The following is a 13,089-nucleotide window of genomic DNA, read 5'->3' as shown; positions in this document are numbered from 1 at the left end:
CCTGGCAGAGGGACCGCCGCGGGGGCGAGGGTCGTGATCGTCAGCGGACGAGCGTGACCAGGTCGTGCGCGCCGTCGGGACGCGCCGCCTCGACGTAGAAGCGGGTGCGGCCGTCCGGCAGCGGGACGGCGCTCGCGTAGCGCCAGGCGCCGTCGGAGTGCGGCGAGGCGATCGGCTCGTCGTCGGTGGCGACGAGGCGGGTGCCGTCCCAGCGGGCGACGCCGGTCGTCTCGTACCAGTTCGACGCGGCGTCCGGGCGGCCGTCGTACAGCACGGTGAGCGGGTCGCGGGTGAGCACGGTCGCGACCCGTGCGCCGCGCGCGTCCCACGCGCCGGGCCGTCCGGCGAGCACCTCACCGCGGTCGGTCCAGACGAGGCCGTCGGGCGAGGTCAGCCGGCGGGTCGTCATCCGGTCCTCGTGGCCGGGGTCGGTGAGCGGGTGGCAGCACAGCCACATCACCCAGTCACCGCCAGGGGCGTCCGGGGCGGTGACCACGGGGTCCTTGACCGCGACCTCGTCGTCGCCGGGCAGCACGACCTGGCGCGTGCCCGAGGGCAGCTCCTCGACGCTCGCGGCGGTGAGAGAGTCGACCCACCAGTGCTTGGAGTCGTACGTCGCGCAGGAGAGGTAGAGCCGCCACCCGGCGCCCGGGACGGGCACGAGCACCGGCCGCTCGAACGACTCGCAGCCGAAGGCGTCGCGGTGCACCTCCGTCACCGGCTCGAACCGCACGCCGTCGTCGGACCGGGCGACCACGACGGACACACCGCGGCCCTCGGTCAGCGGTCGACGCACGCGGTAGGTGAGCCAGAAGACGCCGTCGACGAGCACCGCCGACGCAGCGCCGGACCAGTTGCCGGGGCCCTCACCGGGCGCCGGGACGACGACCTCGACCTCGTCGGTGGTCGGCAGCGGCAGGGTCTCGACGGTCACGCCGCCAGCATAGTCGACTCAACCGGTGGAGTTTGGGGTCGCGGCGACCGCGCCGCAGCTGCACGCCGCGAGCGCGCCGGCGGCGGCGTCGAGGGCGTGCTGCGCCTTGGTCTCGTCGATGTCGGCGATCCGGTCGGCCATCAGCGCGAACAGCATCAGGTGGCCCTGCTGGTCGACGGCGATGCCGGCCAGACTGCTGACGTTGCTGAGCGTGCCGGTCTTGGCGCGCACCAGCCCACGCGCCTGCGGGTAGGCGAGGTCGAAGCGGTTGGTGAGCGAGCCGCTCCACCCCGCCACCGGGAGCCCCTGCGCCACCGCGTCGAGCTGGGGGCGGCTCGGGTCGACGGCGGCGCGGAGCACGCCGACGAGCGCGGCCGGGGTGATCCGGTTCTGCCGCGACAGGCCGCTGCCGTCGAAGAGCTGCACGCCCTCGAGCGGCACGCCGAGGCCCTGCAGGGTCGACAGCACCGCGGCCGCACCGGCCTCGAACGACGCCGTGCCGCTCACCGCGAACCCGACCTGGTGCGAGAGCACCTCCGCCGCCTCGTTGTCGCTGACCTCGAGCACGTGCTGGACGATCTCGCGCAGCGGCGCCGACTGCACGGAGGCCAGGTCGGTGCCGCCGCTGGCGACCCCGCGCGTCGGCGTGCCGACGACGCGGATGCCCTGCGCGACGAGCGCGTCGGCGTACGTCTGCGCCGCGGCGAGCGCCGGGTCCTCCGAGCGGACCGGCGAGCCCTGCTCGGCGCGGCCCTCGTCGACCCACAGCGCGGTGATCGACGAGACGACGTCCTCGGGGAGGTAGTGCGCCGGCCAGGCGGGGTTGAACGCCGGCTCGCTGAACATCGAGTCGTCGTAGCCGAGGCGCACCTTGGTGCGGCCCTGCTGCTGGAGCGCCGCAGCCGTCTGCTCCGCGAGCGTCACGACGTCGGCGCGCTCGGGGTAGGTGCTCCTCGACGCGGGCGCGGAGGCGAGGTAGGGGTCGCCGCCGCCGACCAGCACGATCCGGCCCGGGCCGGTGCTGACGACGCGGGTGGTGAACCGCGTCTCCGGGCCGAGCGCGGCCAGCGCCGCGGTCGTGGTGAGCAGCTTGGTCGTGGACGCCGGCACCGCGGCGCCGTCGCCCACCGAGACGAGCGGGCGGGCGTCGGCCGCGGCGGTCAGGTCGCTCACCGCCGCGACGACGTGGCGCCCGAGCGACTCGTCCGCCAGCAGGGGCGCGAGGGCCTGCTGGACCAGCGCCGGGTCGAGCGCGCCCGGCGGCGTCACCGCGGTGTCGACCGCCGGCGGGGCCGCGACCGGCGCGAGCTCGAGGCCAGGAGGCGGCGCGACGTCGGCAGGGCTCGTCGGGGCGGTCGGGGAGTCGGCGAAGAAGTGGTCGTACCACGGCTCGACGAGGTCGAGACGCCACGCGGCGACCCCCGCGGACACGAGCGCGAGCACCAGCAGGGACGCGAGCGCGCGGCCGACCCAGCCGCGTTCGTCGCGGCTGCGCCGGGAGTGGCGTCGGTCACTCTGCGTCAAGGAAGCCCCCGTCCGTGCAAGACCGCGACCATTGTGCGGGAGACTGTGACGACACCGACCATCACCGCACGACCGCGGCCGCCGCGCACCAGCCGGGGCCGTCGGCGCAGATTCAGCGAAGATCAGGAGTAGCCGTGGAGTTCGACGTCCTCGTGGAGATCCCCAAGGGGCAGCGCAACAAGTACGAGGTCGACCACCATTCGGGTCGGATCCGGCTCGACCGGACCCTCTTCACCTCGACGCAGTACCCCGCCGACTACGGCTACATCGAGCAGACCCTCGGCCTCGACGGGGACCCGCTCGACGCCCTGGTGATCCTCCAGGAGCCGACCTTCCCCGGCTGCCTGATCATGTGCCGCGCTATCGGCATGTTCCGCATGACCGACGAGGCCGGCGGCGACGACAAGGTCCTCTGCGTCCCCTCCACCGACCCGCGCCTCGAGCACCTGCGCGACATCAGCCACGTCTCGAAGTACGACCGCCTCGAGATCCAGCACTTCTTCGAGGTCTACAAGGACCTCGAGCCCGGCAAGTCCGTCGAGGGCGCCGAGTGGGTCGGCCGCGCCGAGGCCGAGGCCGAGGTCCGCGCCTCCTTCCAGCGCTACCAGGAGGCCGGCGGGCACGAGAACACCCCTCACCCGCCCCCCGCCTCCCAGCCCGGTCACGCCTGAGGTTCCTGCCCTCGGCCCTCTGGCCAGACCGGGTCGCCGTCGCACCGACAGTCGAGCTTTCTGGTCACCCGGTGACCGGAAAGCTCGACTGTCGGTTTCAGACCCGGCCGCCGCCCGGACCGTGCAACTTCCTGGTCATCAGGTGACTCGGACGTTGCACAGTCGGCTCCGCTCGGCACCTTGGCCCGGCCCGCCGTCGACAGTGCAACGTCCGGGGTCGCCTGGTGGTCCGGAAGTTCGACTGTCGATGCCCGGACCTCCGACAGTCCCGGCTCGTGGTGCGCCAGGTGACTGCAAACCTCGACTGTCGGTGACGGGGACGGGCGGCGCCCGATCTGTGCAGGTCTGGTGTCCCGAGATGACTGCGATCCTGCACGGTCGCCCTGGGTGGAGGGCTCAGCCCGACAGTCCCGGCTCGTGGTGCGCCGGGTGACTGCAGTCCTCGACTGTCGGAGGACGACGCCGGCTCAGGCCTCGCGGACTCCCCGGAAGTAGACGACCGGCCCGGAGGTGCGCAGGACCGGGTGGACGACGCCGCCGCGGGCGAGCCAGGTGCGCAGCTGGGCGCGGGTGCAGCCGGGGCCGAGCAGACCGGAGAGGCGGCCACCGACGCGCATCGGCTCGTAGCGCAGCCCGGTGTCGTCGAGGATCGCACTGCCGGTGAGCACGCCGCCGACCCGCAGCACCCGGGTCAGCTCGACGACGGCGCGCTCCGGGTCGGGGAAGCAGTGCAGGCCGGTGAACGACGCGACGAGGTCGACGCTGCCGTCGTCGTGACCGAGCGCGCCGACGTCCTCCAGGACGGTCCGCACCTGGTCGCCCACGCCGAGTGACGCGGCGAGCGCCGCGGTGCGGGACAGCATCAGCGCCGAGATGTCGGCGGCGACGTAGTCCACGCCCTGTCCGGGTCGCAGCGCGCGCACTGCGACCCCGCCGCCGCACGGTACGTCGAGCACCCGGGCGCCGCGCGGCAGCCGCCCGATCTCGGCGGCCGCGTCGTACAGCAGCCCGAGGTCGCTCTGCACCGTCAGCGCCCAGAGCAGTCCGCCGACGCGACGGTGCTCGACCGTCCAGTCGTAGACGTGGCTCCACAACGGGTCGCGGTCCCACCCGCCCAGCCCGGGCAGCGAGGTCAGGCGCCCGAGCACGGTGCTCAGCCGACCAGGTCGCGGGCGCGCAGCATCTCCTCGGGGACCCCGAAGGCGTCGACGAGCTCGCGGGCGACCGGGCGGACCCGGCGGCACAGGGAGTTGATGGCCCGGCTGATCTCCTTGGAGCGGGCGGTCGTCAGGCGGCCGTGCTCCATCCACCAGGCGCGGTCGGCCTCGATGACGCTCAGGGCGTGGAGGTCGAGCAGCAGCCCCAGGGCGGCCTTGGTCGAGCCGTCCTCGAGCGAGGCCACCTTGTCGGCGAAGGCCTCGACGACAAGGCGCTCGACGTGGGCGCGGGCGGCGTGGATGACGTGGTCCTGCACGCGGGAGAAGACCTGGCCGGGGTTCATGCCCTGGTCGATGCCGCGCTTGAGGCGCCGCGCGACGCCGGCGAGCATGTGCTCCTCGCGGAAGCGCAGCATCGCCAGCTGGTAGTCGGTGTCGAGGATCCCTGCCTCCTGGTCCCACTGTTCGCCGCCGGGGAGCAGGTCGCGCACGCGCTCGAGCAGCTTGTGCACGTTCGTCTTCTCGACGACCGTCTCGACGGCCAGTCCCGTCACGAAGCGGACCATTCCGAGCTGGTCCATCTCCTCGAACTCGCTGGAGTAGTCGGTGAGCAGCCCCTTGGCCACGAGTTGCAGCAGGACGGTGTTGTCGCCCTCGAACGTCGTGAACACGTCAGTGTCGGCCTTGAGCGCGGCGAAGCGGTTCTCGGCGATGTAGCCGGCGCCGCCGCACGCCTCGCGGCTCTCCTGGATCGTGCGGGTGGCGTGCCAGGTGCCGAGCGCCTTGGTGCCGGCGGCGCGCGACTCGAGCTCGCGACGGAACTTCTCGTCGGTGCGCTCACCCGAGAACACCTCGTGGCACTGCTGCGCGACGACCTCCTGGGCGAAGTGGAGCGCGTAGGTCTGCGCGAGCAGCGGGAAGAGGCGGCGCTGGTGCTGGCCGTAGTCGAGGAGGAGGTCCTCCTGGTCGGGGCTGGTCGCCTCGAACTGGCGTCGCTTCAGCGCGTAGCGGACCGCGATGGCGATCGCGACCTTGCTGGCGTTGATGCCGGCCCCGCCCACGCACACCCGGCCCTGCACGAGGGTGCCGAGCATCGTGAAGAAGCGGCGGTTGGGGTTCTCGATGTCGCTGGAGTAGGTGCCGTCCTCGCTCACGTCGGCGAAGCGGTTGAGCAGCGCCTCGCGCGGCACCCGGACACCGTCGAACCACAGCTTGCCGTTGTCGACTCCGTTGAGGCCGATCTTCAGCCCGTCGTCCTCGATGCGCACACCGGGAGCCGGCTCGCCCTCGACGCGGATCGGCACGACGAAGGCGTGCACCCCGTGGCGCTCGCCCGCGACCTCGAGGTTGGCGAAGACGACGGCGAGCTCGCCGTGGGCGGCGGCGTTGCCGATGTAGTCCTTGTTGGCGTCCGGCTCGGTCGTGGTGATGACGAACTCGCGCGCCTCGGCGTCGTACGTCGCGACCGTGCCGAGCGCCTGGACGTTGGAGCCGTGGCCGGTCTCGGTCATGGCGAAACAGCCGAGGAGCTTGCCGGTGATCAGGTCCTCGAGGTAGCGCTCGTGGTGCCGCTCGGTGCCGAGGTGCAGGATCGCGCCGCCGAACAGCCCGAACTGCACACCGGTCTTGACGAGCACCGACAGGTCGCCGAAGGCCAGGGTCTCGAACGCCGCGAACGACGCCCCGACGTCACCGCCGCCGCCGTAGGACTCGGGGAAGCCCATGCCCGTCTGGCCGGTCGCGGCCATCTCGACGAGGACCTCCTTGACGCGCCCGCGGTAGGCGTCGCGGTCGAGCGTCTCGGCCTCGTCGAGGATCGAGGAGTACTCGACCAGGTTGTGGCGCACGAGGTCTCGGACCTCGGCGTACCTCCCGTCGAGCACGGCGCGCAGCGCCGCGACGTCGACCTCGGCCTGCGGGAGACCGTGACGGCCTCCCGGCCGCTCGAGCTGCTCCGCCGCACCGGTCTCCGGTGCGGACTCGATCGCGGGGTCGGTGGGCGGAGCGGTGTCGGTCGCCATGGATCGAATCTACTGACGAGTTCGACGCCGCACACGTGGAACAGATCACGGCCCCTCTGGCGTCACCCGACGCCCCCTCCGACGTTGGGGCGCCTACTGGGGCCGGGCGAACATCGTCGGCGCGATCCAGTAGTACATCGAGACCTCCTCGACCGAGCGCCCCGGCCGCGGCGCGTGGATCATCCTGCCGTCGCCGACGTAGAGCGCGACGTGGTAGATCGAGGACGGTCCGGAGCCCCAGAACAGCAGGTCGCCGGGCTGCAGGTCGTCGAGCGTGACCTTGGCCGAGTCGGCGTACTGCGCGCCGGAGTAGTGCGGCAGCGAGACCCCGGCGGCGGCCCAGGCCTGCATGGTGAGCCCGGAGCAGTCCCACGACGACGGCCCGGCCGCGCCGTAGCGGTAGGGCTCGCCGATCTGCGCCCGCGCGAAGGCGATGGCCGCCTGGGCGCCGCTCGACGCCGGCGGCGGCGTCGTCGGTGCCGCGGTCTCGGTCGGCACTGTGGGGGTGGGGGTCGGGGTGGGAGTCGGGGTGGGCGTCGGGGTCGACGTCTCGGTCGGGGTCGGCGTCGCCGTGTGGGTCGGGGTGTGGGTCGGGGTGTGGGTCGGGGTCGGGGTGGGCTCGAGGATCGGCGCCGAGGTCACCGAGTCCGTCGGGCTGGAGGTCGCGGGCGCCGGGGTGGGGCTCGCCTGCTGAGCGGCCTCCTGAGCGGCCTCCTCGGCGGCCTCCTGAGCGGCCTGTTCAGCGGCCTGCTGCGCGGCGGCCTGGGCCGCCGCCTGCGCCGCGGCCTCGGCGGCGGCCTGCTCGAGCTGGTCCTGGCGGGTGGCGGCGAGCCGGGCGCTGACGCCCTGGAGGCGGGCGAGGTGGGCGACGAGGCGGGAGCGCTCGGCGGCGTACGACGACGCGACCTCGCGAGCCGCGCGGGCGGCCTCACGGGCCTGGTCGCGCGAGGCCTCGGCGGCCTGCTGGGCCGCGGCGGCGTCGGCGAGGGTGGCGGCGGCCCGGGTCGCGGCGGCGTCGGCCTCGGCGGAGGCCGCGTCGTAGGCGCGGAACCGGTCCTGCAGCGACCCCTCGGCGTTGCGCAGCGCCTCGGTGCGCTCGACGACCTCGGTGACGCCGTCGGCGTCGCTGATCGCGCCGAGGGCGCTGAGCTGCGGTGACATCTGGTACGCCGAGACGACCGCGTCGGCGTACGCCGTGCGCTGGCCGGCCAGCGTGTCCTGCGCCGCGACCGCGGCGGCCTGCGCCGAGGCGTGGGCCGCGGCGGCCTGATCGGCGCGGTAGGTGGCGCCGTTGAGCTCCTCGGCGGCCTTCGCGGCGGCGACCTGCGCGTCGTCGTAGGACGCCTGGGCGGTCGCGAGCTGGGCCTGCACCCCGGCGACGTCGTCGGCGGCCGCCCCGACGGCCGCCTCCGCGGCGCTCACCTGACGCTGCGAGACGGGCGGTGGCTCCCCGTCGGCTCGGGCGGCCTGAGCGGCGGGGACGGACAGGACTGCGGCACACACGAACGCCGTCCCCACGGCGCACCTGTGCCAGCGCGCGGTTGAGCGCACGGCGGACTCCAGTGCAGGTCTCGACCGGGCTCTTCCCCAGACCGGTCTCGGCGCGCGCTGCAGCGGCCCGGAGCGATCCCTCTTCCCAGAGACCACTTCAGTCACATGCAGCGCACAAGCATCAACCGTAGACAGGTTTCACAGCACGTCAACCGATTCGAGGATCTTTCTCAGATCCGTCGGCGTGTCGCCTTGACCCGACCCGATGGTGTAGCGGTCGAGCGGGTTCAGTCCTTGAGGACCGGCACCTGCGACGTGGTCGTGGTGGGGTACGACGTGAGCCCGCCGCGGCGGAACTTCTGACCGCTCGCACGCCCGCCGAGGTAGAACGACGCGAGGGCGATGAGGGCCCCGGCGACGTCGTCGGCGATGTAGTGCCAGCCGAAGTAGAGCGTGGCGATCACGGTGATGCCGAAGTTGATCCAGACCGCGATGCGCAGCCACCGGTTGCGGATCGTGTACTGCACCATCAGGGCGACCAGCAGGGTGATCGCGGTGTGCAGGCTGGCGAACCCGGCGACCGACTGCACGGCTCCGCCGACGGTGCCGGCCATGACCTCGCCGCGGGTGAACGCGAGGGAGTCCATCAGCTGCAGCGACGGGGTGGCGGCGACGTCGACGTAGAGCTGGGGGTACTCGAAGCCCGGGCCCAGGGTGGGCAGCAGGTAGTAGGAGATCGTGCCGAAGGTCCACGCCAGGCACTGCGAGGTCACGAACCAGTAGCCGTAGGACAGGTTGCGCGACCACACCACCCAGGCCGTCACGACGAGCGGCACCATCGGCAGGAACCACAGGTAGACGTAGCTCAGGATGTGCGCCGAGAAGCTGGTGCCGAGCACGGAGTGCAGCACGGTGGCGGGCTCGTGGCCGAACAGCAGCGCCTTGTCGAGCAGGTGCAGCTCACGGTCGTACTTCGTGTCGATCATGAACGGCAGGAAGGACTTGATGTTGCGGTAGGTCACGTAGACCACGTAGAAGCTGATGATCCCCGAGGCGACGAGGGTCCACCGCTCCTTCGTCCAGTGCTTGCGCAGCCGGCGGCGCACCGCGCCCGGGATCGCTCCGGGGGTGCGCAGGTTGGTCAGGATCGAGACCGGGACCAGGTCGAGCAGCAGCGCCCCGAGCAGGAGCAGCGGCAGGCGGATGTACGACGGGCCGAGGAAGCTGCCCTCGGGGTCGATCACGCTCTTGCCGAGGACCCACGCCTCGATCAGCGCCCACGCGGCCATCCCCACGGCGAGCACCACCATGAGGACCCAGGCGCGGCGATACACCCCGGCAGTCTAGGTGGTGGGCGCCAGGATCGCCGTACGCGTGGCGTCGAGGGCCAGGCGTACGCCGGCCCCCGGGGCGGGCACCCGGTCGAGCGGCGCCACGGCGTCGACCTCGCCGACCCCGTCGACGTCGACGACGAGCCGCACCTGCTCCGGCGTGGTGCGCACCGAGGCGACCGTGCCGGCGAGCGGGCCCGCCTCGTCGAGGCGGAACGCCGAGCGCCGCACGGCCAGCCGGTCGGCGCCGGGCCGCACGCGGGCGGCGGCGGAGCCCTCGAGCACCTGGGCGTAGCCGAGGAAGACGGCGGTGGCGGGGTCGGCCGGGGCGCGCCACACCTCGTCGATCGGGCCCTGCTGCACCACGCGGCCGGCCCGCATCACCGCGAGGTGGTCGGCGACGGTGAACGCCTCCTCGTGGTCGTGGGTGACCATCAGGGCGGTGGTGCCCTCGGCCGTGAGGATCGTCCGCAGGTCGGCGGCGAGCCGCTGGCGCAGCCCGGCGTCGAGCGCCGAGAGCGGCTCGTCGAGCAGCAGCAGCCGCGGGCGGACGGCCAGGCAGCGGGCCAGCGCGACCCGCTGACGCTCGCCGCCGGACAGGGTGGCGGGCAGCCGGTCGGCGTACCCCTCCAGACCGACCAGGGCGAGCAGCTCCGCGACGCGGGCGTCGGCGTCGCGCACCCGCCGCAGCCGCAGGGCGTAGCCGACGTTGCGGGCGACGGTGAGGTGGCCGAAGAGCTGACCGTCCTGGAACATCAGCGCGAAGCCGCGCTTGTGGGTCGGCGTGCGGGCGAGGTCGGCGGCGTCCCAGAGGATGCGCCCCGACGAGGGCGGCTCGAGCCCGGCGACGGCCCGCAGCAGGGTCGACTTGCCGCAGCCCGAGGGGCCGAGCACCGCGAGCACCTGGCCGTCCGGCACCTCGAGGCTCGCGCCCACCACGGTCGGCACGCCGTCGTAGCTCACCGAGAGGTCCTCGATCCCCAGCACCATGCGATCCTCCTCGTCCTCAGAGCGCGCCGAACGAGCGGCCGCCCAGGCGGTCGACCGCGAGCACGACGGCCGCGGTCGCGGCGGCCAGCACCACCGAGGCGGCCAGGGCGGTGCCGAACGCCTCCGGCTCGGGGCTGCCGATCAGCCGGAAGATGACGACCGGCAGCGTCGGGTGCTCGCTGCGGGCCAGGAAGCTGGTCGCGCCGAACTCCCCCAGGCTGACGGCGAAGGCGAACCCGGCGGCAGCGATGAGCGGGCGGCGCACGGCGGGCAGGTCGACGGTCGCGAACGTGCGCAGCGGCCCGGCGCCGAGCGAGGCCGCGGCCTGGCGCTGGCGGTCGTCGAGCCCGGTCAGCACGGGCACCAGCGTGCGCACGACGAGCGGCAGCGCGACGAGGGCCTGCGCGATCGGCACCAGCGGCGAGTCCAGCAGCGCGAGCGGGGGCCGCCCGAGCGTCAGCAGGAAGCCGAAGCCGAGCGTCACCGCCGAGACCCCCAGCGGGAGCATGAAGAAGCCGTCGAGCGTGCTGCGCAGACGGCGTTCGCCCCGCGTCGCCGAGCGCCGGCTCACGACCACCGCGATCAGCCCGCCGAGGAGCAGGGACATCCAGGTCGCGTCGACCGCGGTCCGCAGCGAGGTGACGAGCGCGTCGCTGGCCGGCACGAGCAGCGCCGAGCCCTGCCCGACCCGGTCGAGGGCGCGGTAGTTGTCGAGGCTCCAGGCGTCGTCGGCGCGCAGCGAGCCGACGAGCAGCGTGACCAGGGGTGCGGCCACGAGCGCGAGCACGAGGAGGGTCAGCCCCACCTGCACGCCGTCAGCGCCGCGCGGGCGCCTCGGCCGGGCCAGCTGCCTCGCGAGGGTCGGGTCGGGCACCGCCCGCAGCCGCCCCGCGACCACGAGCAGCGCGGTGACCGCGAGCAGCTGCAGCACCGACAGGGCGGCCGCCGCGCGCAGGTCGAGCAGCTGGGTGGTGAGCAGGTAGATCTCGGTCTCGACCGAGGAGTAGCGCAGCCCGCCCAGCGTCAGCACCACGCCGTACGACGTCGCGCAGAACAGGAACACCACGCTCGCGGCCGAGACGATCGCCGGGCGCAGCGCGGGCAGCGTGACCGTGCGGAACACCTGCGCCGGGCTCGCCCCCAGCGCCGCGGCGGCCTCGCCCGGGCGGGCGTCGAGCGACTCCCAGGCCGCCCCGACGGCGCGGATCACCACGGCGACGTTGAAGAACACCAGTCCCGCGACGATCGCGACCGGGGTGCCGTCGAGACCGAGCCCGCCGAGCGGCCCGGCCTCGCCGAGCAGCAGCCGGAACGCCACCCCGACGACGACCGTCGGCAGCACGAACGGCACCAGCAGCAGCGCGCGCACCACCCGCCGCCCGGGGAACGCCAGCCGGTGCAGGGCGTACGCCGCCGGCAGCCCGAGCAGCACGCTCACCACCGTCGCGACCGCCGCCGACCAGACCGTGAACCACAGCACCCGGTGGGTGCGCTCGCGGCCGAGGACCTCGAGCACCCCGCCGACGTCGAGCCCTCCGTCGACCACGAAGCCGCGACCGACCATGCCGACCACCGGCACGACGAAGAACACCGCGAGCACCAGCACCGGCCCCAGGGCCAGTGCCGCGAGCGTCGCGTAGCGCCTCACCGTGCTGTCACCGGGTGGTGATGTCCGTCCACTCCTGGAGCCACTGCTCGCGGTCGGCCGCGATGGTCGCCGGGTCGACGGTGAGGGGCTGGGTCGGGCGCTGGGCGAACGTCGCCCAGTCGGCCGGCAGCTCGGCGCCGGAGTCGACGGGGAAGACGTACATCGCCTCGGGCAGCGCCTGCTGGAAGTCACGGCCGACCATGAAGTCGACCAGCGCCTGCGCTCCCTCGGGGTTCTCGGCGCCCGCCAGCACGCCGGCGTACTCCACCTGCTGGAAGCAGGTGTCGAGCAGCGCCTGCGTCGTCGTGCCGCCGGAGTCGTCGAGGGTGAACGCCGGGGAGGAGTCGTAGGACGTCACGATCGGCCGGTCGCCCCCGCCGCCGCCCTGGGTGAAGTCGACCTCGTAGGCGTCGGACCAGCCCTGCGTGAGCTGGGTGCCGTTGTCCATCAGCCGGGTCCAGTAGTCCTGCCAACCGTCCTGCCCGTACTCCGCGATGGTCGCGAGCAGGAAAGCGAGGCCGGGCGAGCTGGTCGTCGCGCCGGGGGTGACGAACAGGTCGGCGTACGCCGGGTCCGCGAGGTCGTCGAGCGAGGACGGGGCGGCCAGTCCCTCGTCGGCGAACCAGCCGGTGTCGACGTTGACGCAGACGTTGCCGTTGTCGACCGGCGTGAGCTCGCGCCCGTCCGCACCGTCGTCGCCGGGCAGGACGTAGGTCTCCGCGCCGTCGGGCAGCGGCGCGTCGTACGGCGCCAGGACGCCCTCGTCGATCGCGCGGGAGCCGAAGGTGTTGTCGATGCCGAACACCGCGTCGCCGGTCGGGTCGTCCTTGGTCAGCACCAGCTTGTTGGTCAGCGCGCCGGCGTCGCCGCTCGCCTGGATCTTCAGGTCGTAGCCCGACTCCTGCTCGAACTCGCGCTGCAGGTCCTCGCTCATCACGAACGAGTCGTGGGTGACCAGCACGACCTGCTGGCGCTCGCTGCCGTCACCTCCCGCCGAGCTGTCGTCGCCGCTGCCGACCAGCGAGCACGACGCCGTCGTCGCCACCGCCAGCACCGCCGCTGCCACACCTGCGCGCGCAGACACGTGTCCCATCTCTGACTCCCTTCGCCGGTGCTAACCGGAGCAGGTTCGAGGGTCTGCGGCTGTTCCGCACTCTCAGCGCCACGTGGCGCTCCCCTGTCGTTGTGGTGCCACCCTAGCCCGGAGCCCGGTGGGAGTTGGCTTCGAGACAGGACTCCGTCCTTCCTCAACCACCGACGCGACGGCCGCCCGACCGGTGGTTGAGGAGGTTGCGCAGCAACCGTCTCGAAACCACGTTCGG

At 73.4% G+C, this 13,089-nt stretch carries 10 protein-coding genes and 1 riboswitch; of the genes, 1 reads left to right on the top strand and 9 read right to left on the bottom strand.

Annotation, left to right across the window (positions count from 1 at the left end):
- Positions 1-40: 40 nt before the first annotated feature.
- Together GRQ65_RS11000 and dacB are read right to left on the bottom strand one after the other, a co-directional pair.
- On the bottom strand, positions 41-934 hold the full coding sequence (locus tag GRQ65_RS11000) for a hypothetical protein (RefSeq protein ID WP_160878019.1): 894 nt from the start codon (positions 932-934) through the stop codon (positions 41-43).
- Between the two features lie 18 nt (positions 935-952).
- Complete coding sequence (gene dacB, locus GRQ65_RS10995; RefSeq protein WP_160878018.1) at positions 953-2,458, bottom strand: D-alanyl-D-alanine carboxypeptidase/D-alanyl-D-alanine endopeptidase; 1,506 nt, start codon at positions 2,456-2,458, stop codon at positions 953-955.
- Positions 2,459-2,592: 134 nt separating this feature from the next.
- On the opposite strand from dacB, the gene GRQ65_RS10990 reads away from it, so the two are divergent.
- Complete coding sequence (locus tag GRQ65_RS10990; RefSeq protein ID WP_337191649.1) at positions 2,593-3,129, top strand: inorganic diphosphatase; 537 nt, start codon at positions 2,593-2,595, stop codon at positions 3,127-3,129.
- 467 nt (positions 3,130-3,596) lie between these two features.
- Here GRQ65_RS10990 and GRQ65_RS10985 read toward each other — a convergent pair whose 3' ends face one another.
- The 7 genes from GRQ65_RS10985 to GRQ65_RS10955 form a co-directional block, all read right to left on the bottom strand.
- Positions 3,597-4,277 (bottom strand): methyltransferase domain-containing protein, encoded by a 681-nt coding sequence (locus tag GRQ65_RS10985; RefSeq protein ID WP_160878017.1) that lies wholly within the window; start codon positions 4,275-4,277, stop codon positions 3,597-3,599.
- 5 nt (positions 4,278-4,282) lie between these two features.
- The gene (locus GRQ65_RS10980; RefSeq protein WP_160878016.1) at positions 4,283-6,307 is read right to left on the bottom strand and encodes an acyl-CoA dehydrogenase family protein; all 2,025 of its coding nucleotides are present in this window, start codon (positions 6,305-6,307) and stop codon (positions 4,283-4,285) included.
- Between the two features lie 93 nt (positions 6,308-6,400).
- Positions 6,401-7,729, bottom strand: coding sequence for an NlpC/P60 family protein (locus GRQ65_RS22735; RefSeq protein WP_160878015.1), 1,329 nt, complete (start codon positions 7,727-7,729; stop codon positions 6,401-6,403).
- Positions 7,730-8,085: 356 nt separating this feature from the next.
- On the bottom strand, positions 8,086-9,132 hold the full coding sequence (locus GRQ65_RS10970) for a phosphatase PAP2 family protein (RefSeq protein WP_337191648.1): 1,047 nt from the start codon (positions 9,130-9,132) through the stop codon (positions 8,086-8,088).
- Between the two features lie 9 nt (positions 9,133-9,141).
- Positions 9,142-10,119 (bottom strand): ABC transporter ATP-binding protein, encoded by a 978-nt coding sequence (locus GRQ65_RS10965; protein WP_202387960.1) that lies wholly within the window; start codon positions 10,117-10,119, stop codon positions 9,142-9,144.
- A gap of 16 nt (positions 10,120-10,135) precedes the next feature.
- A complete protein-coding gene (locus GRQ65_RS10960; protein ID WP_337191646.1) occupies positions 10,136-11,767 on the bottom strand; it encodes an ABC transporter permease in 1,632 nt (543 codons plus the stop codon).
- 7 nt (positions 11,768-11,774) lie between these two features.
- On the bottom strand, positions 11,775-12,860 hold the full coding sequence (locus GRQ65_RS10955) for a thiamine ABC transporter substrate-binding protein (protein ID WP_160878014.1): 1,086 nt from the start codon (positions 12,858-12,860) through the stop codon (positions 11,775-11,777).
- Positions 12,851-12,956: riboswitch (TPP riboswitch) on the bottom strand. It overlaps the preceding gene by 10 nt.
- Positions 12,957-13,089 lie beyond the last annotated feature (133 nt).

The sequence above is a fragment of the Nocardioides flavescens genome (assembly GCF_009823805.1).
Classification (GTDB): Bacteria; Actinomycetota; Actinomycetes; order Propionibacteriales; family Nocardioidaceae; genus Nocardioides; species Nocardioides flavescens.
This window is presented reverse-complemented; position numbering and strand designations above follow the sequence as displayed.

Excerpts from the sequence above, each read along its gene's own strand:
- GRQ65_RS10980 (WP_160878016.1), bottom strand. The coding sequence starts at position 6,307 with ATGGCGACCGACACCGCTCCGCCCACCGACCCCGCGATCGAGTCCGCA.
- GRQ65_RS10955 (WP_160878014.1), bottom strand. The coding sequence starts at position 12,860 with ATGGGACACGTGTCTGCGCGCGCAGGTGTGGCAGCGGCGGTGCTGGCG.
- GRQ65_RS10965 (WP_202387960.1), bottom strand. The coding sequence starts at position 10,119 with ATGGTGCTGGGGATCGAGGACCTCTCGGTGAGCTACGACGGCGTGCCG.